The following is a 24,456-nucleotide window of genomic DNA, read 5'->3' as shown; positions in this document are numbered from 1 at the left end:
GAGATTACGAAGGGGGCCGCTGGGCGGCCCCGTGTTGCCTTACTGCTGCGAAGCTTCGAAAACCTTGCGGAACTCGGTTTTTTCTTCGTCGGTCAGCGGCAGCAGTGGTGCACGTGCGTTACCGACCTTGAAGCCGGCCAGCTCGGCGCCGTACTTCACTTTTTGCACGAACTTACCGCTTTCCAGGTTGGCCATTGCCGGGAACAGGCTGCGCATCACTTGCTGGGCGCCACGGATGTCGCCGCTGGTGAAGGCTTTGTGGAAGGCAACGACTTTCTCCGGGAAGATGTTGGCTGGGCCACAGATCCAGCTGTCGGCGCCCCACAGGTAGAAGTCCAGCGCCTGGTCGTCGGAACCGCAGGACAGTTGGATGCCTTTGTATTTTTCACCGATCTCGATGGCGCGCAACAGGTTGCCGCTGCTTTCTTTAATGCCGATCACGCGTGGGTGGTCGTTGAGGGCGGCGATCACGTCCATGCCCACTTCGACGTTGGTGCGGATCGGGTAGTTGTAGAGCACTACGTTGATCTCGGGGAAGGTCTCGAGAATGGTGTTGTAGTGGGCCAGCAGCTCTTCCTGGGAGGGCAGCGCGTAGTAAGGCGGTGCGATCAGCAGGTTGGTGTAGCCGGCATCGACGGTCTGCTTGACCTGCTCCAGCACCTCGCGGGTGCAAGAGCCGTTGGCGCCGGCGATCAGGGTGCCGCGGTCCCCGACCACTTCCTTGACGGTAGCCAGGATCTGGCGGCGCTCTTCATTGGTCAGGGCGTAGTACTCACCGGTCGAACCCAGTGGTACAAAGCCGCTCACGCCTGCCTTCAGTTGATGTTCGAGGATCGAAGCCAGGGTGTCGTGGTCAACTTTGCCAGCGGCGTCGAATGGGGTGACGAGGGCTGGCAGGATACCGTTCAGTTTCATGTTGAATCTCCGTAGGGTTATTACAGTAGTCAAGACCGGTCAGGTCGGGTCAGTAGGCATAGCGGCGCAGCAGGCGCCCTTCGACCACGCCGACCAAGCGCGTCAGCGGGAAGGCTACGAGGAAGTAAATGACCGCCACCGCCGAGAGGAACTCGACCGGGCGTGCGGTGCTGTTGGAAATGTTCTGACCCACGAACATCAGGTCGGCGACGCCTACCGAGGAGATCAGTGCACTCTCCTTGAACAGGCTGACGACGTTCGACAGCAGCGGGGGTACGGCACGCAGTAGGGCCTGGGGGAAGATCACGTAAACCACCTTGACCTTGGAAGTCAGCCCCAAGGCAGTGCAGGCGTCATGTTGTTCGCTGGCAATCGACTTGAGTGCACCGCGGAACGTTTCGCTGGTGATCGCACCCATGAACAGCGTCAGGGCGATAAGCACCGAGACGTACGGAGGGATATCCAAGCCGAACACTACCGGGAAGCAGAAGAACACCCAGAATAATTGGATCAACAACGGCGTGCCGCGGAAAAACTCTACATAGAGCGTCAATGGCAGGCGTACTACCTTGAGTTTGACTTGACGTAGCATGCTGACCACGAAGCCGAGCAGGCTGCCCAAGATCGCGCAGACGCCAGTAAAGGCCAAAGTCAGGGCCAGGCCCTTGAGCAGTACGGGCCAGTAGCCCAGCACAACCGAAAAATCGAGTGGCATGGTGATTTCCTCAGCGCTGTCCGGCCAGTTCCTGGCGACGCTCGAACCACTGCACCAGTTGCGCGATCGGCAGCGACATGGCGAAGTAGATGAGGGCGATCAGGGTGTAGGTTTCCAATGGGCGATAAGCTTCGGTGGCCAAGCTCTTGCCCACGTACATCAGGTCGGCGACCGCTACGATGGCCACCAGTGCGCTTTGCTGCAGGGTGCCGATGCCGTTGGTGATCAGCACAGGCAGCGCGCTACGCAGAGATTGCGGCAGGATCACGTACACGGTGCGTTGCCAGTTCTTCAAGCCCAGGGCTATCGAGGCGTCCAGGTGCTCGCGCGGCACTGCCTGAACACCGGCGCGGTACGCCTCGGCATTAAACGCGGTGAGGTTCAGACCCAGCGCCAGGAAGCCCATGGCGATGGGGTCGATGAACACGTTGAACAGCATCGGCACGCAATAGAAGAACCAGACGATTTGCAACAGCGCCGGGGTGCAGCGGAAGAACTCGATGAACAGTTGCGCTGGCCAACGGATGAAGAACCAGCGGCTGAGGGTCATCAAGCACAGCAGGAAGCCGCAGACGACACCGATGAGGTTCGAGACCAGCGCCAGTTCCAGCGTTACCTTGAGCCCGTCAAGCAGCGCCGGGAGGCTGCCGTTGAGGAAATGGAAGTCAAATTGGTAGTTCATGGCAGTGCCCTCAATCGAAATGCACGACCTTTTCCAGGAACTCGCGGGTGCGGGCTTCCTTGGGCTGGGTGAAGATCTGTTCGGGATGGCCTTGCTCGACGACCTTGCCGTTGGCGCAGAACACCACGCGGGTGGCGATGTGGCGGGCGAAGTGCATGTCGTGGGTGACGATGATCATCGCCATCTTCTGTTCGGCCAGTTGCATCATCACGTTCTGAACCTCGATGACCATCTCCGGGTCCAGCGCCGAGGTCACTTCATCGAACAGCATCAGGCGCGGTTCCAGCATCAGTGCACGGGCAATGGCCACGCGTTGCTTCTGGCCGCCGGACAGCTGGCTCGGGTAGGCGTGCAGTTTGCTCTCCAAGCCCAGGCGGGCGAGGTAGGCGCGGGCTTTCTCGGTCGCTTCTGCCTTGCTCAGGCCATGGACCTTGACTGGCGCCAGGATCAGGTTGCCCAGCACTGACAGGTGAGGGAACAGGGTGTAATGCTGAAACACCATGCCGATCTGCTTGTGCAGGACTTCATCCAGAGGTTTGCCCTGTTTGCGCGCACCGTCGATGTAAGGCTTGCCCTGGAACTGGATGCTGCCGCCCTGGATGCCTTCAAGGCCCATCAACACACGAAGCAACGAGCTTTTGCCGCTGCCCGATGGGCCGATGATGACGAGACGGTCATCGGCACGCATGTCCAGGTTCATCTGGTCCATCACGACCAGTTGTTCGCTGTAGGCTTTGCGCACGTCGCGGAGTTGGATGAAATTGCCGTTCATGTCGAAATTCGGGTTGAGCGAAGCCTGTGGCTGGGAAGCCACCAAATGAGGAGTGGTCATTGCAGTCGTCTCCGGAAGGGCCCTGAGCCGGGCCCTCTGTATGTCCGCTGGAGTTACTGGGCTTTGCTGCCCGCGATGATTTCGGCGCTGGCCTTGTCCACCAGTTTGTCGATTTCGCCCGACTCGCGACGCTGGGTCAGATAGGCATCGAGCTGGGCGAGGTCTGCAGCAGGCGTGTCATGGGCGAGGGCGAAGGACACCCCTTGCTTGGCCATGGCGGGGACAGGGAGCACTTCCTTGACCCAGCTGTTGGCCATGGCGAACAGGTGGTTGGTGTCGTTGGCGTCAGCCAGCACATCGGCGCGGCGCGACATCAGTGCCATGCGCGTTTCGTCCGAGCCTGGCAGACGCATCAGCGTGGCGTTCTTGATGGCAACAGTGACAGCTTTGTCAGCGGCGGTACCGGAGATGACCGCGATGGTGACGCCAGGCTTGTCGAAATCAGTGATGGCGTTACCGGCACCGCTGAACTTCGGGTTCTTCTCATTGATCAGCAACGAAACCTGGTAGTCAGTGGCGGGAGTGGAGAAGGCCACTGCTTTTGCACGCTCAGGGGTCATGTTGAGCGCCATGGCCATGTCCCACTTACCGCTTTGCAGGCCAGCCACCTGGTTATCCCAGCTAGTGTCGACGAACTGCGCTTTTACCTTGAGTACGTTCTCGGCGAAATCGCGGCACAGATCGACGAAGTAGCCGCTGTACTGGCCCGAGGCCGGGTCGCGCATCACATAGGGGGCTGCGACAGCTGCGCCGCACCGCAGTACGCCGGCTTTCTGGACATTTTGCCAGGTTTGCGTGTCGGCGTGCGCCGCAGGATGCGACAGCATCGCCAGGGCTGCGGTAAGGCATGCAACGCCAGCGCTGACTTTGCGTGAAAGGGACCGTGCCATGTTGAATCTCTCCGGTAATTTGTTTTTGTAGGCAGAAGAGCAAGCAAACGAATCGCTGTGTTTTATTTGAATGCCGCAATGTGTGCAGCGATGCATTCAGGCTATTGCGACTCTGCGCAAGCTGTCAACACGCTTGAAAGAATTTTTTGAAGCAAAGCGCCCCCGATCAGTTGCAAAAAGTGATTGGGGACGGCGCTGTGGGGGAGGAGGGGCGAAGCTAGGCGGGGCTGCCGGTCAACTGCAATTCGTCGAGAAAACGCTCAAGGATCATGTTAGGTCGGCGCCCCTTGCGGGTCGCGATGGCGAGCTTGGCATCGAAGTACAGGCGGTTGGGGTCAAGCGCTGCCATGATGCCTTTTTCCACCCAGGTGGCGGCGTAATGATCGGGCAGGAAACCGATGTAGCTGCCGGTGAGGATAAGAAAGGCGATCCCTTCACGGTCAGTCGCCGAAGCCCCGAAGTTGAGCAGTTGGTGCAGCCCGATCGCCTCGGCGGTCATCCGGTAGGTCGGCACTACGGCATCGGCCTGTGCCAGTTGTATGTCGGTGACACTGGCGGCATGGGCGAACAGCGGATGCTCGTGGCTGCAATACAGGTTTGAACGTTCCTCGTAGAGCAGGCTGTAGTCCAGGCCGGACAGGGGCGAAATCAGTGGTACTGCGCCGACGTGAAGATGGCCATCCAGAAGGCCGCGCTCGATTTCACCGGGGGTACTCATGCTCAGGTTGATACGCACGCCGCTGCCCTCGGCGCGCACGGCCTTGAGCGCATGGGTGATGCGCATCTTCGGCTGGGTGACCAGGTTGTTGACGATCGCGACGTTGAGGTCGCCGCGCAACTGTTGGTGCATCTGGTTCACTTCGCTGCGAAAGCCCTCGATGGCCACCAGCACGGTTTCACTGGCGCGCAGCACCTCACGGCCTTCGTCGGTGAGGGCGAAGCCTGCGCGCCCCCGCTGACACAAGCGCATTCCCAGGCGCTTTTCCAGGTCGCCCATGTGCAGGCTGATGGCGGACCGGGTGATGCCCAGCGCACTTTCGGCGCCGGAGAAACTGCCGCATTCGGCGACGGTTTTGAAAACCCGCAGCAGCCTGAGGTCAAAATCACTTACCTGATGCAGGGGTGTCTTCTTGGTCATGCGTGAGTTTTCCAATAACTGACTGCAAGAAAATATAGATTTATCGCACATGACTTTCCAGCACAAGCTAGGCCCATCACACCACGCTCAGGATTACCGTCATGAACCAGGCCTTGCAGACACCTCTCTCCTTGGCCAGTGGCCTCCAGCTCGAATCGCACTGGATGCCATTTTCCTCCAATCGGAATTTCAAGAAAGACCCACGCTTCATCGTGGGTGCCAAAGGTAATCGCCTGATTGATGAGCATGGCCGCGAGGTGTTCGATAGCCTCTCGGGATTGTGGACGTGCGGAGCGGGCCATTCCCGGCAGGAAATTGCTGACGCTGTTGCAAGGCAATTGGTGTCCCTGGATTACTCGCCAGCGTTTCAGTATGGCCACCCCTTGTCGTTCCAGCTGGCTGAGAAGATTGCCGGTTTGGTACCCGGTAATCTCAACCACGTGTTCTTCACGGGGTCGGGGTCCGAGAGCGCCGATACCTCTATCAAGATGGCCCGCGCGTACTGGCGCCTGAAAGGTCAGCCACAAAAAACCAAGCTGATCGGGCGTGCCCGCGGTTATCACGGCGTGAACGTTGCTGGCACCTCGCTGGGTGGCATAGGCGGCAACCGCAAGATGTTCGGCCCCTTGATGGATGTCGATCACCTCCCGCACACCCTGCAGCCAGACCTGGCCTTCACCAAGGGAGCTGCCGAGACGGGCGGCGTGGCCTTGGCCAATGAATTGCTGAAGCTGATCGAGCTGCATGATGCCTCCAATATCGCGGCCGTCATCGTCGAACCGATGTCCGGCTCGGCGGGTGTCATCGTGCCACCGCACGGCTACCTTCAGCGCCTGCGCGAGATCTGCGATCAGCACAACATTCTGCTCATCTTCGATGAGGTAATCACTGCTTTTGGGCGCATGGGAACCATGACCGGTGCCGAGTACTTCGGCGTCACGCCGGACCTGATGAACATCGCCAAGCAGGTCACCAACGGTGCCATCCCGATGGGTGCCGTGGTTGCCTCCAGCGAGATCTACAACACCTTCATGTACCAGGCATCTCCTGAATACGCGGTCGAGTTCGCCCACGGTTACACCTATTCGGCCCACCCGGTTGCGTGCGCAGCTGCCCTGGCCACCTTGGACCTGCTGGAAAAGGACAACCTGGTTCAGCAGTCGGCGGAACTGGCACCGCATTTCGAGAAGGCCATTCATGGCCTGAAGGGCAGCCGGCACATCGTCGACATCCGCAACTGTGGCCTGGCCGGTGCGTTGCAGGTTGCGCCACGGGATGGCGATGCGCTCATTCGCCCGTTCGAAGCGGGCATGGCGTTGTGGAAAGCAGGTTTCTACGTGCGCTTCGGCGGCGACACGCTGCAATTCGGCCCAACATTCAATACCCAACCCCAGGAACTGGATCGTCTTTTCGATGCCGTGGGCGAAGCCTTGCACGGTATCGACTGATCAGCACGCTCCCGCGCGACGGGGGCTCCCTTCATACAACAAATAGACAGCTTGTCACCAAGCTCGAGGAAAGAAGATGGCAACTATCAAGCACTTGATCCATGGTGAGCACATCGCGGACGACGCCCGCACCACGGATGTGTTCAACCCGTCCACTGGCCAGGCTATCCACAAGTTGGGCCTGGCGAGCCGCGCCACCGTGCAAAAGGCCATCGACTCGGCCCAAGCCGCCTTCCCGGCCTGGCGCAACACGCCGCCGGCCAAGCGCGCCCAGGTGATGTTCCGCTTCAAGCAGCTGCTGGAGGCGAACGAGCAGCGTATTGCCCAGCTGATCAGCGAAGAGCACGGCAAGACCATTGAAGATGCCATCGGTGAACTCAAGCGCGGTATCGAGAACGTCGAATTCGCCAGTGCCGCTCCCGAGATCCTCAAGGGCGAGTACAGCCGTAACGTAGGCCCGAACATCGATGCCTGGAGCGATCTGCAGCCGATCGGCGTAGTGGCCGGCATCACCCCGTTCAACTTCCCGGCGATGGTTCCGCTGTGGATGTATCCGCTGGCCATCGCCTGCGGTAACTGCTTCATCCTCAAGCCGTCCGAGCGCGACCCAAGCTCGACCCTGCTGATCGCCGAACTGCTGCACGAAGCCGGCCTGCCAAAAGGCGTGCTGAACGTGGTGCATGGTGACAAGGAAGCGGTAGACGCACTGATCGAGGCGCCTGAAGTCAAGGCCCTGAGCTTCGTCGGTTCGACCCCGATCGCTGAATACATCTACGCCGAAGGCACCAAGCGCGGCAAGCGCGTACAAGCCCTGGGCGGCGCCAAGAACCACGCGGTGCTGATGCCAGACGCCGAACTGGACAACGCCGTCAGCGCATTGATGGGCGCTGCCTACGGTTCGTGCGGCGAGCGCTGCATGGCGATCTCCGTGGCCGTATGCGTGGGTGACCAGGTGGCAGACGCCCTGATCGCCAAGCTCGAACCCCAGATCAAGGCGCTGAAGATCGGTGCCGGTACTTCTTGCGGCCTGGACATGGGCCCGCTGGTCACCGCTGCTGCGCGTGACAAGGTGCTGGGTTACATCGATGACGGCGTTGCCGCTGGTGCCAAGGTCGTTGTGGACGGCCGTGGCTTCAAAGTGGCAGGCAACGAAGACGGCTACTTCGTGGGCGGCACGCTGTTCGACCGTGTAACTCCGGAAATGCGCATCTATAAGGAAGAGATCTTCGGCCCGGTACTGTGCGTGGTACGCGTGAACAGCCTGGAAGATGCGATCAAGCTGATTAACGACCACGAGTACGGCAACGGCACCTGCATCTTCACCCGCGATGGTGAGTCGGCGCGCCTGTTCTGCGACGAGATCGAAGTCGGCATGGTCGGCGTCAACGTCCCGCTGCCGGTACCGGTCAGCTACCACAGCTTCGGCGGCTGGAAGCGTTCGCTGTTCGGCGACCTGCATGCTTACGGCCCGGACGGTGTGCGCTTCTACACCCGCAAGAAGGCGATCACCCAGCGTTGGCCGAAACGCACCAGCCATGAGGCTGCTCAATTCGCTTTCCCTAGCAACAGCTAAGGCAAGCCCCTGGTTCGGATGCCTGCGTCATTCACTGTTCTGACGGAGAACCGCGACGGCGCAGGCGTTCGTCACCCTTACAGCGTCTGGCTCACTCTATAAATAGGTCGACAAGCATCATGGCGATTACCAATCAATACGTGAAAGATCTTGATCGCGAGTATGTATTCCACTCGTGGTCTACCCAAGGAACACTCAACCCTCTGGTGATCGCCGGCGGCGAGGGCAGTACTGTCTGGGACTACGACGGCAAGCGTTACCTGGACTTCTCCAGCCAGCTGATCAACACCAACCTGGGGCATCAGCACCCGGCGGTCATCGCGGCAATCCAGGAACAAGCCGGCGCTCTGGCTACTATTGCCCCGGCAACAGCCAACCTGGTGCGCGGCGAAGCCGCCAAACGCATCATCGAGCAGGCCCCGGCCGGCTTCAAGAAGGTCTTCTTCACCAACGGTGGCGCTGACGCCAACGAAAACGCGATCCGCATGGCGCGTTTGTTCACCGGTCGTGACAAAGTGCTGTCGTCCTACCGTTCCTACCACGGCAACACCGGTTCGGCGATCGTGGCCACCGGCGACCCACGCCGTGTACCGAACGAATACGCCCGTGGCCATGTGCACTTTTTCACCCCGTACCTGTACCGCAGCGAGTTCAACGCCCAGACCGAGGCGGAAGAAACCGAGCGCGCCCTGCGCCACCTGCGTCGTGTGATCGAATGCGAAGGCGCGAACTCGATCGCCGCGATCCTGCTGGAGAGCCTGCCGGGTACCGCCGGCGTGCTGGTGACCCCGGCCGCCTACATGCAGGGCGTGCGCGAATTGGCCAACGAGTTCGGCATCATGCTGATCCTCGACGAAGTGATGGCAGGTTTCGGTCGCACCGGCAAGTGGTTCGCCTTCGAGCACTATGGCGTGGTGCCGGACCTGATCACCTTTGCCAAGGGTGTGAACTCGGGCTACGTACCTGTCGGTGGCGTGGTGATCTCGGAGCAACTGAGCAGCTACTTCGACACCCACTTCTTCCCAGGCGGCCTGACTTACTCCGGCCACCCGCTGGCCATGGCCTCGATTGTCGCGTCGATCGACACCATGCGCAAAGAGCGCGTGGTCGAGAACGCCCAGGAAATCGGCGAGAAGCAGTTGGGCCCGCGTCTGCGTGAACTGCAGCAGCGTCACCCGGCCATCGGCGAAGTCCGTGGCGCCGGCGTCTTCTGGGCCCTGGAGTTCGTCAGCGACCAGGCGACCCGTGCGCCGTTGGCTGCCCAGACCATGCTTGTGCTGAAGAACAAGCTGATGGAGCGTGGGCTGCTGCCGTTCGTGGTCGAGAACCGCATCCACGTCGCGCCGCCCTGCATCATCACCGCTGAAGAGATCGAGGCCGGTATTGCCATCCTCGATGAAGTGATCGGCTCGGTACTGGGTTGATCGTTGTACAGCGCCAGCGTTCCTGGATGTTGGCTACAGGTTCGGGTATCGGCGTCATCGGCTGTTCTCACCCAGCGTATTGATGAAGCAGTTATCCGTGCACGCAGAGTGCTCTCTGCGGTTTGCCCGCCGCCAAACTGGGCGGCGGGCACATACCTCCTCACCACTTAGTCGAAGCTTCGGCCCAAGACCTGGCCGCCACCACGCTGGCGGCTTTTTTTTTTAAACAGCACCCACCTTGGTCCAGCCAACCGAACCGCTCTGGCGGCTCGTCAGTAATGCGATGACCATTTTCTTCGAAGGCATCACGCAGCATGTGGATCTTCTGGCGGCTCAGCCGGAAGTGGCCAGCGCGGACGATGGCCCCAATAAGTATTTCAAAGCAAGCCGCCATAGTGCTGGGCTTTCCGACGAGCTTGACGGGCTGGTGCGTCGCTTCCGTTACGTGAGGGGATCAAACCCATCGCCCGCAATTAGCCTGCAGGCATGCGTCTAAACGCTCCGAAAACAAGGCTCGGGCGCTTCATCGGGGGCTGCTCAGGCTGGCAGGGCCAGGCGAACCACCTCGGCAAAATAACGGGCTCCGGTGAGAAGAATTTCGTCGTTGAAATCGTAGGCGGCATTGTGCAGAGGCGTGGCGCCTTTTTGCCCGCTCGCGCCGTTGCCAATGAATACGAAGTTTCCGGGTATCCGCTGAATGAACGCGCCGAAATCCTCCGAGATCATCATCGGCATGACATTGGCGTCCACCGCCGCGTCACCCACGGTATTACGCGCCGCCGCAACGGCCAAGGCGGTTTGCTCAGGCCAGTTTACGGTGGGTGCGAACTCGTGGGTGTACTCAAACGTGCAGGTAGCGCCGTGTGCGGCGCATATACCCAGGCAGAGTTCGCGCATACGCGTTTGCAGCAGCGTTTGCACGCCGGGGTCGTAGCTGCGGGTGTCACCTTTGATGACCACATGAGTGGGTATGGCGTTGCGAATGCCGTCGGTGGTGAATTCGGTGCAGGAGACAACGGCCGACAAGCTGGGGTCCACGTTGCGCGCAACCACCGTTTGCAACGCCAGCACGATGTGCGCCCCGATGACCAGCGGGTCGATCCCCATGTGCGGGCGAGCAGCATGGGTTCCTTGCCCCTGGATGCGGATGACGAAATTGTCTTCGCTGGCCATGATCCCACCTACCCGGGTTGCGATGTGACCGGCCGGCATACCTGGCATGTTATGGGCACCGTAGAGTGCGTCAACGGGAAAACGCTCGAATAGCCCATCCGCCATCATGGCCTTGGCGCCACAGCCATGCTCTTCCGCTGGCTGGAAAATGAAGCGCACGGTTCCATTGAAGTTGCGGCGTTGGCACAACAGTTCTGCTGCACCCAAAACCATTGCCATGTGCCCGTCATGGCCGCAAGCATGCATCTTTCCGCTGATGCACGAGACATGATCGTGATGCTGTGCTTGTTCGGTGATGTTCAGGGCGTCCATGTCGGCTCGCAGGCCGATGCAGCCGTCACCATCGCCGACGCGCAAGCTGGCGACAAGCCCGGTACCGCCAATTTCTTGGTGGACTTGCAGGCCAAGGCTCTCAAGGATGTTTGCGACCTGGGCTGCGGTATTGAACTCTTCGAAGCCGGTTTCCGGGTGGCGGTGGAATGCGTGGCGCCAGCCTTTGACGCGTTGCTCAAAGGTAAGGTCAGAGATCATCGTGACAAATCCTGATCAGTGAGAGAGTGGAGGTTGAGCTGCTGTCGAAGCGGGGAGGGGCTCGCCGGTGCAGGCAGGATTATCTGTCTGATGCCACACCACGCTCTCTGCAAGGTAAGGTGTGCGATAGCCGCTGCGTACACCCAGCAGGTAGAAGGCGAGCGCTACGCCAGCAACAACCAGCATGTCCCACCCTTCTGCGAGCAGCCCGATGCCCCCGAACGCCTCGCTACCGATGTAGGAAACAACCGCCATGCTAGGTAGGTATCCGATCAACCACGCTGCGGCGGCCAACTCCCTGGCAAAGCCCTTCCAGCCTTGCCTGGCCTGGTAATAGAAGAAGAGCGGCAGGGCGCCTACAACCAGCAAGATCACCTGGCCCGTCAGCGGCCAGCGGGCCCAGTACAACACCAGCGAAGCACACATGAATGCGAACGGTGCAATGAATCGCATGCCCTTGAGGCGCAATGGCCGCGGTACATCAGGGGCAGTGAGGCGCAGCGACATAAGGCTCACAGGGCCCGTCAGGAAGGAGATGATAACGGCAACCGAAATCACGGCAGCCAGGGTTCCCCAGCCGCGGAAGAAGAACAGGAAGACGAAAGAGACAGCCAGGTTGAACCACATAGCTGGGCGAGGGACCCCATAGATCGGGTGCAGGCTGCCGAACACCTTGGGCATGGTGTTGTTGCGCTCCATGGCGTAGATCATCCGCGCCGTGGTGGCGGTATAGATCGACCCTGTTCCGGAAGGGCTGACGAAGGCGTCTAGGTACAGCAGTATGGCCAGCCAGTTCAAGTTCAATGCCAGTGCGAGCTGTGCCAGTGGCGAGTCAAAGCTCAGGCTATGCCAGCCTGTGGCGATGCTTTGGGGGCTGACTGCGCCAATGAACGCTACCTGGAGCAACACATAGACCACCAAGGCAATGAGTACTGAGCCAATCAACGCGAAGGGGATGCTTTTGCCAGGGTTGCGAGCCTCACCGGCTAAGCTCACTGGGCTCTGGAAACCGTTGAAGCTGAAGACGATGCCGCTGGCTGCAACGGCGGTGAAGACTGCCGACCAACCATAGGGGGCGAAGCTTGAAGCAGTACCGTCGCCAAAATTCTCGGTATTAAAGCTCGCCCAGATCAGCGCCACACCAGTCACAGCCGGTACTACCAACTTGAAAGTGGTGATAGCGGTATTGGTCTTGACGAACAGCTTCACCCCCCAGTAATTGAGGGCAAAGTAGACCAGCACGAGTGCGGCACTCGCCCACAGGCCGTGGGTGGTCAGTTCACCGTTGGCGACCATGGCTTGCGCCCACGGGTAGGGCCATGAGGCCATGTACTGAACTGAGGCGATGGCCTCGATGGGAATGACGGAAACGATGGAAATCCAGTTTGCCCAGGCTGCCAGGAAGCCGGTCAATGAGCCATGGGAGTAGCGGGCATAGCGCACCATGCCGCCCGACTCGGGGAACATGGCGCCCATCTCGGCATAGGTCAAGGCGATAGCCAGTACGACCACTGCACCAATAACCCAAGCCAGGATGGCGGCAGGCCCTGCGATTGCTGAGGCATGCCAGGCACCGAATAACCAGCCGGAGCCGATGATAGAACCCAGGCCTGTAAGCATGAGTGACCATGGCCCGATGTTGCGAGCGGTTTTTTGCATGAGGAACTCCACTGTTATTTTTGTTTGGAGCAGCCCCTCTAAGGTGTGCAGGCGCACACCTCAGGGGGGATCAGGACAGGGCGGCCATCAGGTGCGCGATTGCCAATCCACTTGACGCTTGAGTACCGAGTCGCTCGACTCGCCCACCAGTTCTTCGTATACGCCCGGGGCCGTTGCCCCCTCGGTACTGATCAACAACACGCGCGATTGCCCATCGAGCCCGACGTCCGCAGCCAAGCTGGGGGCGTGCATCAGGCGGGTCAGAGCAGAGAGGCCTGCTACCGCGGACTCACCCGCAACCAGCGGAATGTCTTGCTGGCTGCCTTGAGCCAAACGCTTCATCGATGCCACGGCTTCGTCATCCTCGATGGTCATGAAGAAGTCGACGCACGGCTGCAGGAACTGCCAGGCCAGAGGAGAGGTTTCACCGCAGGCCAGGCCCGCCATGACGGAATCTACCGAGCCGGTTGCCTTGGCTGCTTTGCCGGACTTTGCGCTTTGATAGAGGCAGTCCGCTTGCGCAGGCTCAACCACGATGAAGATAGGGCGTTGCTCAGCAAAGTGCTCCCACAGGTAGCTGGCAATACCCGCTGCCAGGCCGCCCACGCCGCCTTGCAGGAATACGTGGGTAAACGGCGGCCGCGGGGTGCTCTGTGCTTGCAGGTCTTCAATAATCTCAGCGGGAATGGTGCCGTAGCCTTGCATTACATCCCTTGGGATATCCTGATAGCCCTCGTACGAGGTGTCAGATACGACCAGCCAGCTGTTGCGTTCTGCCAGGCTGGCCGCTTCCTCGACAGATTCGTCATAGTTGCCGGTGATGCGCACGATTTGTGCGCCATAGGCAGCGATGGCAGTCTCTCGCTCGACGCTGACGTTGGCATGCAGCAGGATCACGCAGCGGCAGCCGATACTTTGGGCAGCGGCAGCCAATGCACGTCCGTGGTTGCCGTCGGTAGCACTGATGACAGTGAAGTTGGCCAGTTCGGCTGCATGCTTGCCGGCAAACAGGTCTGCAGCGCTGAACTGGCGCTCGGCAAAGGTACGCATGATCAGGCGCACCAAGGCGATCGGAGCACCGAGTGCCTTGAAACTACCCAGTTGCGAACGCACCGATTCATCTTTGACCCATACCTGGGCTACGCCCAGTTCACTGGCAAGATTTGGCAGGTTATACAGCGGCGTGCCATTGGCATTGATGCTCGGCCACTGGCCAAGCCACTGGCGACTTTCGTTCGCACTGGCGATGCTCATGATCCGCTTGAGATCATCAGGGTAGGGTTGGCGGGTTACGTTCGGGTTCGCTAACAGCATTTCGGACTCCAATAGCAGGCAAAGTGGGGCCACTGCCGCCGGTAATAACCTGCGGGCACAAGTGGGCAGGGGTGATCAGTGGGGCGTGTTCAGGCGCCGCTGGACGACATCCAGCAGCAAGTGCGCACCGTTGAGCAGTTGCTCGTCGTCAGTATGTTCGCGGGGGTTGTGGCTGATGCCGCCACGGCTGGGCACGAAGATCATTGCGGCGGGTGCAATGCGGGCGATCATCTGCGCATCGTGGCCTGCGCCTGAGGTCATGCGGCGGTGACTGAGACCCAGGCGTTGGGCAGAGTCTTCGATAGCATTTGCCAGGGAGGGGTCAAAGGTCACAGGCTGGAATCGCACCAGTTGCTCGGTTTCAATCGACACGCCTTCATCTTCGGAGATTTCTGCAAGTCGTGCGGCGAGCTGTTGTTCCGCTTTCAGCAGTTTGCTTTCGTCTGGGTCCCTGAGGTCGACAGTGAAGCTGGCGCGACGCGGGATAACGTTGATCACATTAGGCTCGAAGGTCATGCAGCCGATAGTCGCAAGCGTGGTGCCGCTGCTTTTGGCGAGGTGCCGCAACTCAGTGGTGATGGCGCAGGCCACATAGCCAGCATCGTGACGCAGGCGCGTAGGGGTAGTACCCGCGTGGTTGGCATTGCCTTTTACGGTCACCTGTTGCCAGGAAATGCCCTGCAGATTTTCCACAACGCCGATCAAGGTGTTTTCCGCCTCCAGAATGGGGCCTTGTTCGATGTGCAGCTCCAGGTATTCGTGGGGCACCATGGCGCCTGGCTCCAGCTCGCCGGCATAGCCGATGCGGGCAAGCTCATCACCCAGGCGGCTGCCGTCGGTGCCTACAGTGTTCAGAGCGTCTTCAACGCTCATGCCACCGGCATAGACCAGCGAGCCCATCATGTCCGGTTGGTAGCGCACGCCTTCCTCGTTGGTAAAGGCGCCCACGGTGATGGTGCGCGGTGGTAACACGCCTGCCTCACGGTATGCGCGCTGTACGGCCAGCCCAGCCAGCACACCGTAGCAGCCGTCCAGGGCCCCGGCATTGGTGACCGTGTCGATATGCGATCCCATCATGAAGGGGCGTTCTTGTCCGGTGTCGCTTGCGCAGCGGAGTGAACCAAAAATATTGCCGATACGATCAACCTGAATGTCCAGTTCAAGCTCACGCATCCAGGCCACCACCTGATCACGGCCCGCTTTTTCCGCATCGCTGAGCGCGATGCGCGTCCTGCCACCTTGGGCCAGGTCAACACCAATATCGCCCAAGGTCTTGATCTGCTGAAGAAGCTTCGCACCATTCAATTGCAAACCAGGCACATTGCTCATCTCTATCTCCGCAGTGCGAAGGGCGAATGCCGCCACCTCGCGTTGTTGTTCTGTGGTTACCTTAGAAATGATATTCCTTTCAGTGTGTATGAAAGCTTGATTTTGGGTCCGTTTGCGTAGTTTTATTGCGGTTGAGCGCTTGAACCGATGGATTCATTACGGGTTGACCATGAGCCTTGATTCGTTTGACCGTGCGTTACTGGAAGTGGTCCAGCGCGATGCAACAATGTCCCAGATAGATCTTGGCGAGCAGGTGAACCTGTCCTCGGCTGCGGTCAATCGGCGCTTGAAGAAATTGGGCAGCGAAGGGGTCATTCAGCGCACGGTGGCGCAGGTGAACCCTGCGAGCCTGGGTTACATGCTGACCGTCATCACCGAGGTCGAGGTAGAAAGTGAGCGGTTGGAGCTGCTGGACGAAATGAAAAGGACTTTCATGGCGTGCCCGCAGGTTCAACAGTGCTACTACGTGGCAGGGGAGTGTGACTTCGTGCTGATCATGCTGGTCAGGAACATGGAGCAATACACGCAATTGACCAGGGCGCTCTTTTTCCAAAGCAACAACGTCAAGCGCTTCAAGACACTGGTTTCAATGAGCAATGTAAAAACCGGGCTCGCGGTGCCGACCGACCTGGAAGGCTAAGACTGGAATGAGGCAGGGGCAACTGTCGTTGCCCCTGCCCGGCGCTGCTGAAACTGCCTGCTACCCGTTATCGTTGGGCGAAGGCCACCAGGGCTTCGAGTGCTGGGAACTCAATGGTTTCCTGTTCTTCATTCTCCGCCAGGAAGAGCCAGGTCTCGATCACAGAGTCCGGGTTCAAGGACACGCTGTCTATACCCTGCTCCATCAGCCACTTGGCCAAGTCCGGGTGGTCCGATGGGCCCTGGCCGCAGATGCCGATGTACTTGCCGGCCTTGTTGCACGCGGCGATGGCGTTGGCCAGCAGCTTTTTCACCGCCGGGTTACGCTCGTCGAACAGGTGGGCAATGATGCCCGAGTCGCGGTCCAGGCCCAGGGTCAGCTGGGTCAGGTCGTTGGAACCGATCGAGAAGCCGTCGAAGTACTCGAGGAACTCTTCGGCGAGGATCGCGTTGGACGGCAGCTCGCACATCATGATCACGCGCAGGCCGTTGTCGCCACGGGCCAGGCCGTTTTCCGCGAGCAGGTCGACGACCTGGCTGGCCTCGCCCAGGGTGCGAACGAACGGCACCATGATCTCGACGTTGGTCAGGCTCATCTCGTTGCGCACGCGCTTCAGCGCACGGCACTCGAGCTCGAAGCAGTCACGGAACGACTCGCTGATGTAGCGCGAGGCGCCACGGAAGCCCAGCATCGGGTTCTCTTCTTCCGGCTCGTACAGCTTGCCGCCGATCAGGTTGGCGTACTCGTTGGACTTGAAGTCCGACAGGCGCACGATGACCTTTTTCGGGTAGAAGGCCGCCGCCAGGGTGCTGATGCCTTCGACCAGCTTCTCGACGTAGAAGCCGACCGGGTCGTTGTAGCCGGCAATGCGCTTGTCGACGCTGTCTTTCAGGTCGGCTGGCAGGCCGGCGTAGTTCAGCAGCGCCTTGGGGTGCACGCCGATCATGCGGTTGATGATGAATTCCAGGCGCGCCAGGCCTACGCCGGCGTTCGGCAGCTGGGCGAAGTCGAAGGCGCGGTCCGGGTTGCCGACGTTCATCATGATCTTGAACGGCAGCTCGGGCATGGCATCGACCGAGTTCTGCTTGATGTCGAAGCCCAGCTCACCTTCGAAGATGAAACCGGTGTCGCCTTCGGCGCAGGACACGGTCACGCCCTGGCCGTCTTTCAGTACCTGGGTGGCGTTGCCGCAACCGACCACGGCCGGGATGCCCAGCTCACGGGCGATGATCGCCGCGTGGCAGGTACGCCCGCCGCGGTTGGTGACGATGGCGCTGGCGCGCTTCATGACCGGCTCCCAGTCCGGGTCGGTCATGTCGGATACCAGCACGTCGCCCGGCTGGACCTTGTCCATTTCCGATACGTCGTTGATCACGCGGACCTTGCCGGCGCCGATGCGCTGGCCGATGGCACGGCCTTCGACCAGCACGGTACCCTTTTCCTTCAGCAGGTAGCGTTCCATGACATTGGCGCTGGAACGGCTTTTCACGGTCTCAGGGCGGGCCTGGACGATGTACAGCTTGCCGTCGTCACCGTCCTTGGCCCATTCGATGTCCATCGGGCGCTGGTAGTGCTGCTCGATGATCATCGCCTGCTTGGCCAGCTCGCTGACCTCGGCATCGGTCAGGCAGAAGCGCGCGCGCTCGGCGCGGTCGACTTCAACGGTCTTGACCGAACGGCCGGCCTTGGCTTCGTCGCCATAGACCATCTTGATCGCCTTGCTGCCCAGGTTGCGGCGCAGGATGGCCGGGCGGCCAGCCTCCAGGGTCTGCTTGTGCACATAGAATTCGTCAGGGTTGACCGCACCCTGCACCACGGTTTCACCCAGGCCGTAGGCGCCGGTGATGAACACCACGTCACGGAAGCCTGACTCGGTGTCGAGGGTGAACATCACGCCGGCAGTGCCGGTTTCCGAGCGGACCATGCGCTGCACGCCAGCGGACAGGGCAACCAGCTTGTGGTCGAAGCCCTGGTGCACGCGGTAGGCGATGGCGCGGTCGTTGAACAGCGAGGCGAACACTTCCTTGGCCGCGCGGATCACGTTGTCGACGCCACGGATGTTGAGGAAGGTTTCCTGCTGGCCGGCGAACGAGGCGTCCGGCAGGTCTTCGGCGGTAGCCGAGGAGCGCACGGCAACGGCCATGTTGTCGTTGCCGGCGGCCATTTCGGCGAAGGCCGTACGGATTTCGCTATCAAGACGTGCCGGGAATTCGGCTTCCATGACCCACTGGCGGATCTGCGCGCCGGTCTTGGTCAGGGCATTGATGTCATCCACGTCCAGCGCGTTGAGCGCGGCGTGAATCTTGTCGTTCAGGCCACTCTGCTCGAGAAAGTCACGGTACGCCTGCGCCGTGGTAGCAAAGCCGCCCGGCACGGACACCCCGGCACCAGCGAGGTTACTGATCATCTCGCCCAGGGATGCGTTCTTGCCCCCCACATGCTCCACATCATGGACGCCGAGCTTATCGAGGGAAACTACGTACTCAACCACGTTTGAATCTCCGGTAGACATTGCAGACATGCTCATCGCTCAGACAGCGCGGCACGTTGTTCGTGATTCTGGGCGCCTGTGACATGAGTCCTTCTTTGGTGGATCAGGCCGAGGCAGATGATCATCACGGCCAAGAGCCCGGTGGCTGTGATCTCTGAGCGATAGGCCGGGATGAAGAACATGCCGATCAGTGCGCCACTGATGAACAGAATCGCTGCCCAGGTCAGCCACGGGAACAGCCACATGCGAAACTCCGGCGTCTTGCCTGCGGCCATCAGCTTCTTGCGCAGGCACAGCTGCGAGACGGCAATGACCAGGTAGACGAGCAATGCGACAGCACCGGAGGTGGAAAGCAGGAACTTGAACACGTTTTCGGGGGCGAAGTAATTGATGAAGGTTGCCACGATGCCGATCACCGTCGAACCTGCTACTGCTGCGAGTGGCACGTTCGCTTTGGTGGTGTACTTGTACAGTCGTGGCGCATCACCGCGTTTGGCCAGCGAGTAGAGCATGCGCGAGGCGGTGTAAACCTGGGAGTTCATGCAACTGGCGACTGCCAGCAAGACGACGATGTCGATCACCAGGTTGGCGTTGGGAATGTTCATGATCTCCAGCGCGCGCTGGAACGAGCCCACTTCTGCCAGGCGTGGATCATCCCAAGGCACCACGGACAAAATCATCAGAATGGACAGCAGGTAGAAGACGCAGATACGCCATACCACCGAGTTGGTCGCGCGGGTGATCTGACGTGCGGGATTCTTCGACTCTGCGGCAGCGATGGTTACCACTTCGGCGCCGATGAAGCTGAACATGGTTGTCAGCATGGCACCGATGACCGCTGATAGCCCGTTCGGTGCGAAGCCTCCGTGCTGGGCCATCAGTTGCCCTATGCCGCTGACTTCACGATTGGGCAGCAACCCCATCAGTGCAGCTGCGCATAGTGCAATGAAGGAGATGATGGCGACAATCTTGATCAGGCCAAACCAGAACTCGAACTCACCGTAGCGAGCGACACTGAAGAAGTTGGAACACGTCAGAAGCACGATCACGGCCATGGCAGTGATCCAAGTGTCGATGGCCGGCACCCACGCATGGACGATGTTCGCTGCAGCAATGGCTTCCAATGGAATGGCCAGTACCCAGAACCACCAATACAGCCAGCCGATGCTGAAGCCGGCCCAAGGGCCGATGGCCCGGTCGGCATAGGTTGAAAACGAACCGGTATCCGGTGACGCGACCGCCATTTCGCCCAGCATTCGCATGACCAACACGACAAGCGCGCCAGTAAAGATGTAGGCCAGGATAACGGCCGGACCGGCCTTGGCAATGGCATGCCCTGAGAAGACGAACAGGCCCGCACCGATGACGCCGGCAATCGACAGCATGGTGACGTGGCGCTGCTTCAAGCCGGGAGCGAGTGATGTATTTGACATGGATAGACTCATTATTTGTTCTTGGAGCGTTCTAATCCGTACAACAGGCAAGGCCCCAACGCACTGAGTGACGTCGTGCGGTGGGGAAAACCGCTAGCGCGGGCTTGCCTTCTGGAACGGGCACTCTGGTGACAGTGCCAAAGTGTCTGGGGTATGGCCGAGCAGCTCGCAGAGCGCGTCGACGATGATTTGGTGATCTTGCCGATCAGGTAGGCCGGAAACCGTTACTGAGCCGATGACACCTGAGCCTCGTACGATGATTGGGAAGCCGCCACCGACGCTGGCGTAGTCGACCGGTGAAAGGAAATAGCGCTCGCTAATGTCCAAGCCTTCCAAGGCCAGCTGATAGCGGATTCGATAGGAGCTGCGCAGGAAGCGCTGAACGGTGTTGTTCTTGCGGGCCACCCACGCGAGGTTGTCAGAGGTGATGCCCGGCCTTGCTGCGAAGAACAGGGGGCGGTCGAAACGCCTCACATCAATCACCAGCGGCCAAGACTTGGCCTCTGCCTGTTGGTACAGGAGACTGCCCAGTTGCCATGCCGCTTCCTCGTTAAAGCTCGGGAACTGAAGGGTTTCTTCCTGGTGAATCAAAAGTGCCAGTTCATCGTTCAGGCTCATGGTCGACCTCCATTCAGCGGTCCGCCGCTCGCGCGGACCCTACAGATCACGAAAGCTTGGGGCGAAAGCATTGTTGAGTTAAATCCATTTATTCTAACGCTATGTTATTAAATTCCTCACCCATGATTGGCCGAGGTATCGAGCGCTCTCGCGTTTTCACTTCTGGTATCAAGAGAGTCTTCGGAGGACAAATCGCTCCATGCGATGCTGTTGACAGTCTCTATCATAGTTTTTATTGTGAATGCAGTCATGCACACAAAATCGCATGCAGCAAGTGCCGTACCTTCCTGCCAAAAAACAATGAAAATCAGTGAGGTGTGAAATGGTTCTTCCGGTCCCGTCGTATCTGAAAGGTCTCTTCGTTGGCGCAAGCCTGTGCGGCGCATTGCTGGCACAGTCCGCTGCTCAAGCTGCAGAAACGTCTGTTTGGAAAGATATTCAAAAGGCGGGCGAGTTGCGCTGCGGTGCGGCGGTGGCCGCGCCCTATGTGATGCGCGACGCCAAGACGGGTCAGTACAGTGGCTATTTCGTCGACCTGTGCCGCGATTTTGGGGAGAAGGTGCTGAAGGTCAAGGTGTCTTTCGTCGACACCACCTGGGACAACTTGGTGGCTGGGCTGCAGAGCAACAAGTGGGACCTGGCGATGGCACTGAACCAGACCCCCGAGCGGGCCTTGGCCGTTGCCTTCACAGTCCCGGCAACCGACTATCAGGTGTCGCTCCTGGTGAACAAGGAAAACCCCAAGGTCGCGGAGGTGAAAGAGGATATTTCGGCGCTCGACAAGCCCGAAGTGACCTTCGCTGTAATGTCCGGTACCGCACAGGACAAGGCTATTTCCTCGGTCATTCGCAACGGCAAGATCATGCGTCTGCCTGGTATGGATGAGGCTCGCCTGGCGGTGATGTCCAAGCGTGCCGATGTGCTGGTTGATGCCAGTGATACAAACCATCTTTTCGCCCTGGCGAACCCTGACTGGACCCGCGAGATCTTGCCCAAGCCAGCGCTGGCCAAGCAGGGTGTCTCCTTCGGCGTGCGCCGAGATATTTCAGCAGCTGACCTGGAAGTGCTGAATATCTACTTGCGCCAGCGTCGAGACACCGGTGAGATTCAGCAGCTGGTAGATAAGGCCTCCGTTGAGGCGAATGCAACCAAGTAGTTCAAGCAAGACGGCCGCTCGCCGAGGGTGCGAGCGGCCTATGTTGGATTTTCAGCAAATGAAGGTGGGCACGATGAGTGATCGGACACGCCTGCTCGCAGGACAACCTGTTTTGGTAACCGGAGCACCGGGTGGCATCGGCGCTGCCATCGTCGAGCAGTTGGCTACCGAAGGGGCTCGGCCGGAATTTCACTTCAGCCGTATTGGGCAGGGTGCTCAGCAGCTATTGGACCTTATTGGCGGCAAGGGCTCGATCGCGCCGGGATCTTAGGATGGCGCGAGGGCCTCAGTTCGGCCGGTCTCCTGATCCATTACCTGAAGGCAAATGCCCTTGCCTCTGTATGTCTTGATCTCGAAAACGGACTTCAGCCTGCACAATACGCCTCGTAGATAGTGAACCTGCACTTCGATCAACTTGGTTCCTGGATCGAAGTCATACCCCCATATCTCCTTGTAGATTGCTTTTCGGCTGACTACTTGGCCGCTGTTCTGAATCAGCAGATGCATCAGGCGACAGGGGGTTGGCTTGAGGGTATACGACAACCCATAGCAGGATATTTCGAATCTTGACGGATCAAGCCGCAGTGCTTCATCCAAACCCGCCAGCGCTGAACGCTCAAAAGCCCGCCGTGTGCCGTTCACTCTCAAACCGTCGATATCAATGCTGAAGGCGTGAATTTTATAATGCATGCAGTGCTGAGTACAGTTGTACAGTTTAGTGAGTTTCTTAACCGAGCGCTGCCAGGCTCGGGCAAGCCTCGAGATCTAGATTTATCAGCAAGCGGCGACGCGGCTCGTACGGGATGTCCAGACTGGCCTAGATTGGCCCCACGGAAAATTTCCAAGCTGCCGGCACCTGAAACCGGTAGCCAGCTACGGATCGATCCTGCAGCGTGATCTGGCGCTGAAACGTGGCCGGGGACAGCAACAATTGAGAGCTTGGAAAAATGAGTCCAGAATCAAGGCTATCCCTGTTTCAGGTATGGCTGAAAATTCTTAGATTTCAACGGCTCGCAGGCCCGATGCGAGTCTCGTTTCCCGCTCCGATTAGTTTCTCATTAGATTTCAGCCGTTGGAGCTCGAAGGATTGTTTCAAGGCGATCCCCTAGTATGCTCCATGCCTCATTTTTCTCCTTGGCATAGTCATAATGCAGATAATGCCGGCGTACCTTTGAGCCTCGCAGCAGGTGATTCTGGCAACGATCAATGATTTCTAATGTCACACCGAGCTCCTGCATCATGGTCGCTCCTGTACGACGCAAGTCATGCGGAGTCCATTCGCCCTTGTTACCTTGGCTTAGTACCAGTGAGTCGTCGTGATGCCGGCCAGATAAAGGCTTGCTGCGATTCTTGAAGCAGCATTGCCGGTCTCCGATCAGCTTGCTGACTGTTTTGGTATCCACATGACTGCTTTCGTCTTTGCTGGGAAAGCAGAACTGGGTGTGGCCTGTTTCTTCTCTAAGACGTTTGAACTGGTTCAGCGCGAATGATGATAGGAATACATGGTGATCCTGCCGTTTACCTTTATGACCTTTGGTGGCTTCTGCTGGAATGAACCAGGTGCCGTTCTCGAGATCGACATGTCGCCATTCGGATTTTAGGAGCTCTCCAATGCGACAGAGCGTGCTAAGGCAGATCCAGACTGCGCATTGCACGCGGGAATTCACAGGTCGGATGCCGGAGTATTTCTTACCGGCGGGCAAGGCATCATACTCACACACCAAGCGAGTGAAAATTTGTTGCAGCTCTTGGATTTCGTCAGTGGATAGAAGACGATCGCGCTGCTCCTGATAGTCATGATCAAGTAGCTTATTGACGTCAATCAGGTCGGCGGGATTACCGTCTACCATCAGGGTGCGCCACGGCTTGCGTTTCTCGGCCCATCTCAGCATCTGACCTATGTCCTTGCTGCGAATAACGACGGTACGGTTTAGACCGCGGGCTTTAATCGAGCGCAGAAGGGCGAGCAGATCTTTTTCAGTTATGGTTCGCAGTGGTTTATCGCCAATAGCTGGTAGCACGTCTTTGGAAAAGCTGCGGCGCAGTTCTGCGTTGCCGTCCTGGCGAGATACCCCGTCGCGCATCCACTCTTCAAAAAGGTCGGTGACCGTCTTGTTTTCTGCAGCCTGACGTTCGGCTTCAGCAATGGTTGCGGCGACCGCAGCTTGAGCCTCGATCTTAGCTGCCTTTCGGGCAATGGCGGGTTCTATACCTTTAGTAACGCTTGCTCTCACTTCGTCTCGCTCAGCACGAATCTGCGCTAGCGATTTTTTGGGCCAGCTACCTAGGCGCTGATCGCGTTTGGCTCCGCCCATTTTGAACTCGTAGCGGAACAGCGCTGTAACGCCGCGCACACCTGCACGAACTTTGGCGGTCAGGCCACCCTCTTCACGGAGCGTTTTGCCATCATCGGCGGGTGTGAGTGCTTCGAGTTGCTTCACTGTGATCTTTGCCAATGTCTACCCCTAGCCAAGGTCGATCACCTTGGAATTTTG

22 protein-coding genes are annotated in these 24,456 nt (G+C 59.2%); 7 read left to right on the top strand and 15 right to left on the bottom strand.

Features of this window, described 5'->3' with window-relative positions; genetic code table 11:
- Positions 1 to 39 precede the first annotated feature (39 nt).
- The 6 genes from dapA to ACIP1G_RS04430 form a co-directional block, all read right to left on the bottom strand.
- On the bottom strand, positions 40 to 915 hold the full coding sequence (gene dapA / locus ACIP1G_RS04455) for a 4-hydroxy-tetrahydrodipicolinate synthase (RefSeq protein ID WP_400734202.1): 876 nt from the start codon (positions 913 to 915) through the stop codon (positions 40 to 42).
- A gap of 49 nt (positions 916 to 964) precedes the next feature.
- Positions 965 to 1,630 (bottom strand): amino acid ABC transporter permease, encoded by a 666-nt coding sequence (locus tag ACIP1G_RS04450; RefSeq protein WP_400734200.1) that lies wholly within the window; start codon positions 1,628 to 1,630, stop codon positions 965 to 967.
- Positions 1,631 to 1,640: 10 nt separating this feature from the next.
- Positions 1,641 to 2,312 (bottom strand): amino acid ABC transporter permease, encoded by a 672-nt coding sequence (locus ACIP1G_RS04445; RefSeq protein WP_400734199.1) that lies wholly within the window; start codon positions 2,310 to 2,312, stop codon positions 1,641 to 1,643.
- Positions 2,313 to 2,322: 10 nt separating this feature from the next.
- Complete coding sequence (locus tag ACIP1G_RS04440; protein WP_400734197.1) at positions 2,323 to 3,144, bottom strand: amino acid ABC transporter ATP-binding protein; 822 nt, start codon at positions 3,142 to 3,144, stop codon at positions 2,323 to 2,325.
- A gap of 53 nt (positions 3,145 to 3,197) precedes the next feature.
- Positions 3,198 to 4,034 (bottom strand): transporter substrate-binding domain-containing protein, encoded by an 837-nt coding sequence (locus tag ACIP1G_RS04435; RefSeq protein WP_400734195.1) that lies wholly within the window; start codon positions 4,032 to 4,034, stop codon positions 3,198 to 3,200.
- 217 nt (positions 4,035 to 4,251) lie between these two features.
- Positions 4,252 to 5,172: a LysR family transcriptional regulator gene (locus ACIP1G_RS04430; protein ID WP_400734193.1), complete on the bottom strand. Its 921-nt coding sequence runs from the start codon at positions 5,170 to 5,172 to the stop codon at positions 4,252 to 4,254.
- A gap of 101 nt (positions 5,173 to 5,273) precedes the next feature.
- Here ACIP1G_RS04430 and ACIP1G_RS04425 point away from each other — a divergent pair, with 101 nt between their 5' ends.
- The 4 genes from ACIP1G_RS04425 to ACIP1G_RS04410 all read left to right on the top strand — a co-directional run bounded on the left by ACIP1G_RS04425 (position 5,274) and on the right by ACIP1G_RS04410 (position 10,113).
- A complete protein-coding gene (locus ACIP1G_RS04425; protein WP_400734191.1) occupies positions 5,274 to 6,620 on the top strand; it encodes an aspartate aminotransferase family protein in 1,347 nt (448 codons plus the stop codon).
- A gap of 76 nt (positions 6,621 to 6,696) precedes the next feature.
- Positions 6,697 to 8,193, top strand: coding sequence for a CoA-acylating methylmalonate-semialdehyde dehydrogenase (locus ACIP1G_RS04420; RefSeq protein WP_279839668.1), 1,497 nt, complete (start codon positions 6,697 to 6,699; stop codon positions 8,191 to 8,193).
- A 119-nt stretch (positions 8,194 to 8,312) separates the two neighbouring features.
- Positions 8,313 to 9,617, top strand: coding sequence for an aspartate aminotransferase family protein (locus ACIP1G_RS04415; protein ID WP_400734188.1), 1,305 nt, complete (start codon positions 8,313 to 8,315; stop codon positions 9,615 to 9,617).
- A gap of 238 nt (positions 9,618 to 9,855) precedes the next feature.
- Positions 9,856 to 10,113, top strand: coding sequence for a hypothetical protein (locus ACIP1G_RS04410; RefSeq protein ID WP_400734185.1), 258 nt, complete (start codon positions 9,856 to 9,858; stop codon positions 10,111 to 10,113).
- A 41-nt stretch (positions 10,114 to 10,154) separates the two neighbouring features.
- Here the strand turns inward: ACIP1G_RS04410 and ACIP1G_RS04405 are convergent, their stop codons facing one another.
- The 4 genes from ACIP1G_RS04405 to ACIP1G_RS04390 form a co-directional block, all read right to left on the bottom strand.
- Positions 10,155 to 11,321 (bottom strand): M20 aminoacylase family protein, encoded by a 1,167-nt coding sequence (locus tag ACIP1G_RS04405; protein ID WP_400734182.1) that lies wholly within the window; start codon positions 11,319 to 11,321, stop codon positions 10,155 to 10,157.
- Positions 11,322 to 11,336: 15 nt separating this feature from the next.
- A complete protein-coding gene (locus ACIP1G_RS04400) occupies positions 11,337 to 12,980 on the bottom strand; it encodes an APC family permease (RefSeq protein WP_400734180.1) in 1,644 nt (547 codons plus the stop codon).
- An 87-nt stretch (positions 12,981 to 13,067) separates the two neighbouring features.
- The gene (locus ACIP1G_RS04395; protein ID WP_400734177.1) at positions 13,068 to 14,294 is read right to left on the bottom strand and encodes a diaminopropionate ammonia-lyase; all 1,227 of its coding nucleotides are present in this window, start codon (positions 14,292 to 14,294) and stop codon (positions 13,068 to 13,070) included.
- Positions 14,295 to 14,369: 75 nt separating this feature from the next.
- Positions 14,370 to 15,623: a Zn-dependent hydrolase gene (locus tag ACIP1G_RS04390; protein WP_400734174.1), complete on the bottom strand. Its 1,254-nt coding sequence runs from the start codon at positions 15,621 to 15,623 to the stop codon at positions 14,370 to 14,372.
- Positions 15,624 to 15,792: 169 nt separating this feature from the next.
- On the opposite strand from ACIP1G_RS04390, the gene ACIP1G_RS04385 reads away from it, so the two are divergent.
- Positions 15,793 to 16,263 carry an Lrp/AsnC family transcriptional regulator gene (locus ACIP1G_RS04385; RefSeq protein ID WP_400734173.1) on the top strand — a complete coding sequence of 157 codons (471 nt, stop codon included), beginning with the start codon at positions 15,793 to 15,795 and terminating at the stop codon, positions 16,261 to 16,263.
- 67 nt (positions 16,264 to 16,330) lie between these two features.
- Here ACIP1G_RS04385 and ppsA read toward each other — a convergent pair whose 3' ends face one another.
- The 3 genes from ppsA to ACIP1G_RS04370 form a co-directional block, all read right to left on the bottom strand.
- Complete coding sequence (gene ppsA / locus ACIP1G_RS04380) at positions 16,331 to 18,754, bottom strand: phosphoenolpyruvate synthase (protein WP_400734170.1); 2,424 nt, start codon at positions 18,752 to 18,754, stop codon at positions 16,331 to 16,333.
- A gap of 32 nt (positions 18,755 to 18,786) precedes the next feature.
- Positions 18,787 to 20,187, bottom strand: a complete 1,401-nt coding sequence (gabP, locus tag ACIP1G_RS04375) for a GABA permease (RefSeq protein WP_400734168.1) — start codon at positions 20,185 to 20,187, stop codon at positions 18,787 to 18,789.
- Between the two features lie 93 nt (positions 20,188 to 20,280).
- The gene (locus tag ACIP1G_RS04370; RefSeq protein WP_400734166.1) at positions 20,281 to 20,805 is read right to left on the bottom strand and encodes a heme-degrading domain-containing protein; all 525 of its coding nucleotides are present in this window, start codon (positions 20,803 to 20,805) and stop codon (positions 20,281 to 20,283) included.
- 322 nt (positions 20,806 to 21,127) lie between these two features.
- Here ACIP1G_RS04370 and ACIP1G_RS04365 point away from each other — a divergent pair, with 322 nt between their 5' ends.
- A complete protein-coding gene (locus ACIP1G_RS04365; RefSeq protein ID WP_400734164.1) occupies positions 21,128 to 21,961 on the top strand; it encodes a transporter substrate-binding domain-containing protein in 834 nt (277 codons plus the stop codon).
- 40 nt (positions 21,962 to 22,001) lie between these two features.
- Positions 22,002 to 22,232, top strand: coding sequence for a hypothetical protein (locus ACIP1G_RS04360; RefSeq protein WP_400734161.1), 231 nt, complete (start codon positions 22,002 to 22,004; stop codon positions 22,230 to 22,232).
- On the opposite strand, the gene ACIP1G_RS04355 is transcribed toward ACIP1G_RS04360, so the two are convergent.
- The gene (locus tag ACIP1G_RS04355) at positions 22,229 to 22,651 is read right to left on the bottom strand and encodes a winged helix-turn-helix domain-containing protein (protein WP_400734158.1); all 423 of its coding nucleotides are present in this window, start codon (positions 22,649 to 22,651) and stop codon (positions 22,229 to 22,231) included. The two genes, ACIP1G_RS04360 and ACIP1G_RS04355, sit on opposite strands and share 4 nt — an antisense overlap.
- A gap of 368 nt (positions 22,652 to 23,019) precedes the next feature.
- A complete protein-coding gene (locus tag ACIP1G_RS04350) occupies positions 23,020 to 24,417 on the bottom strand; it encodes a tyrosine-type recombinase/integrase (RefSeq protein ID WP_400734155.1) in 1,398 nt (465 codons plus the stop codon).
- Positions 24,418 to 24,456 lie beyond the last annotated feature (39 nt).

It is taken from the genome of Pseudomonas sp. NPDC089392 (genome assembly GCF_044749595.1).
Taxonomy (GTDB): Bacteria; Pseudomonadota; Gammaproteobacteria; order Pseudomonadales; family Pseudomonadaceae; genus Aquipseudomonas.
The sequence above is the reverse complement of the archived record's forward strand: the minus strand, read 5'-3'. Positions and strand labels throughout refer to the sequence as shown.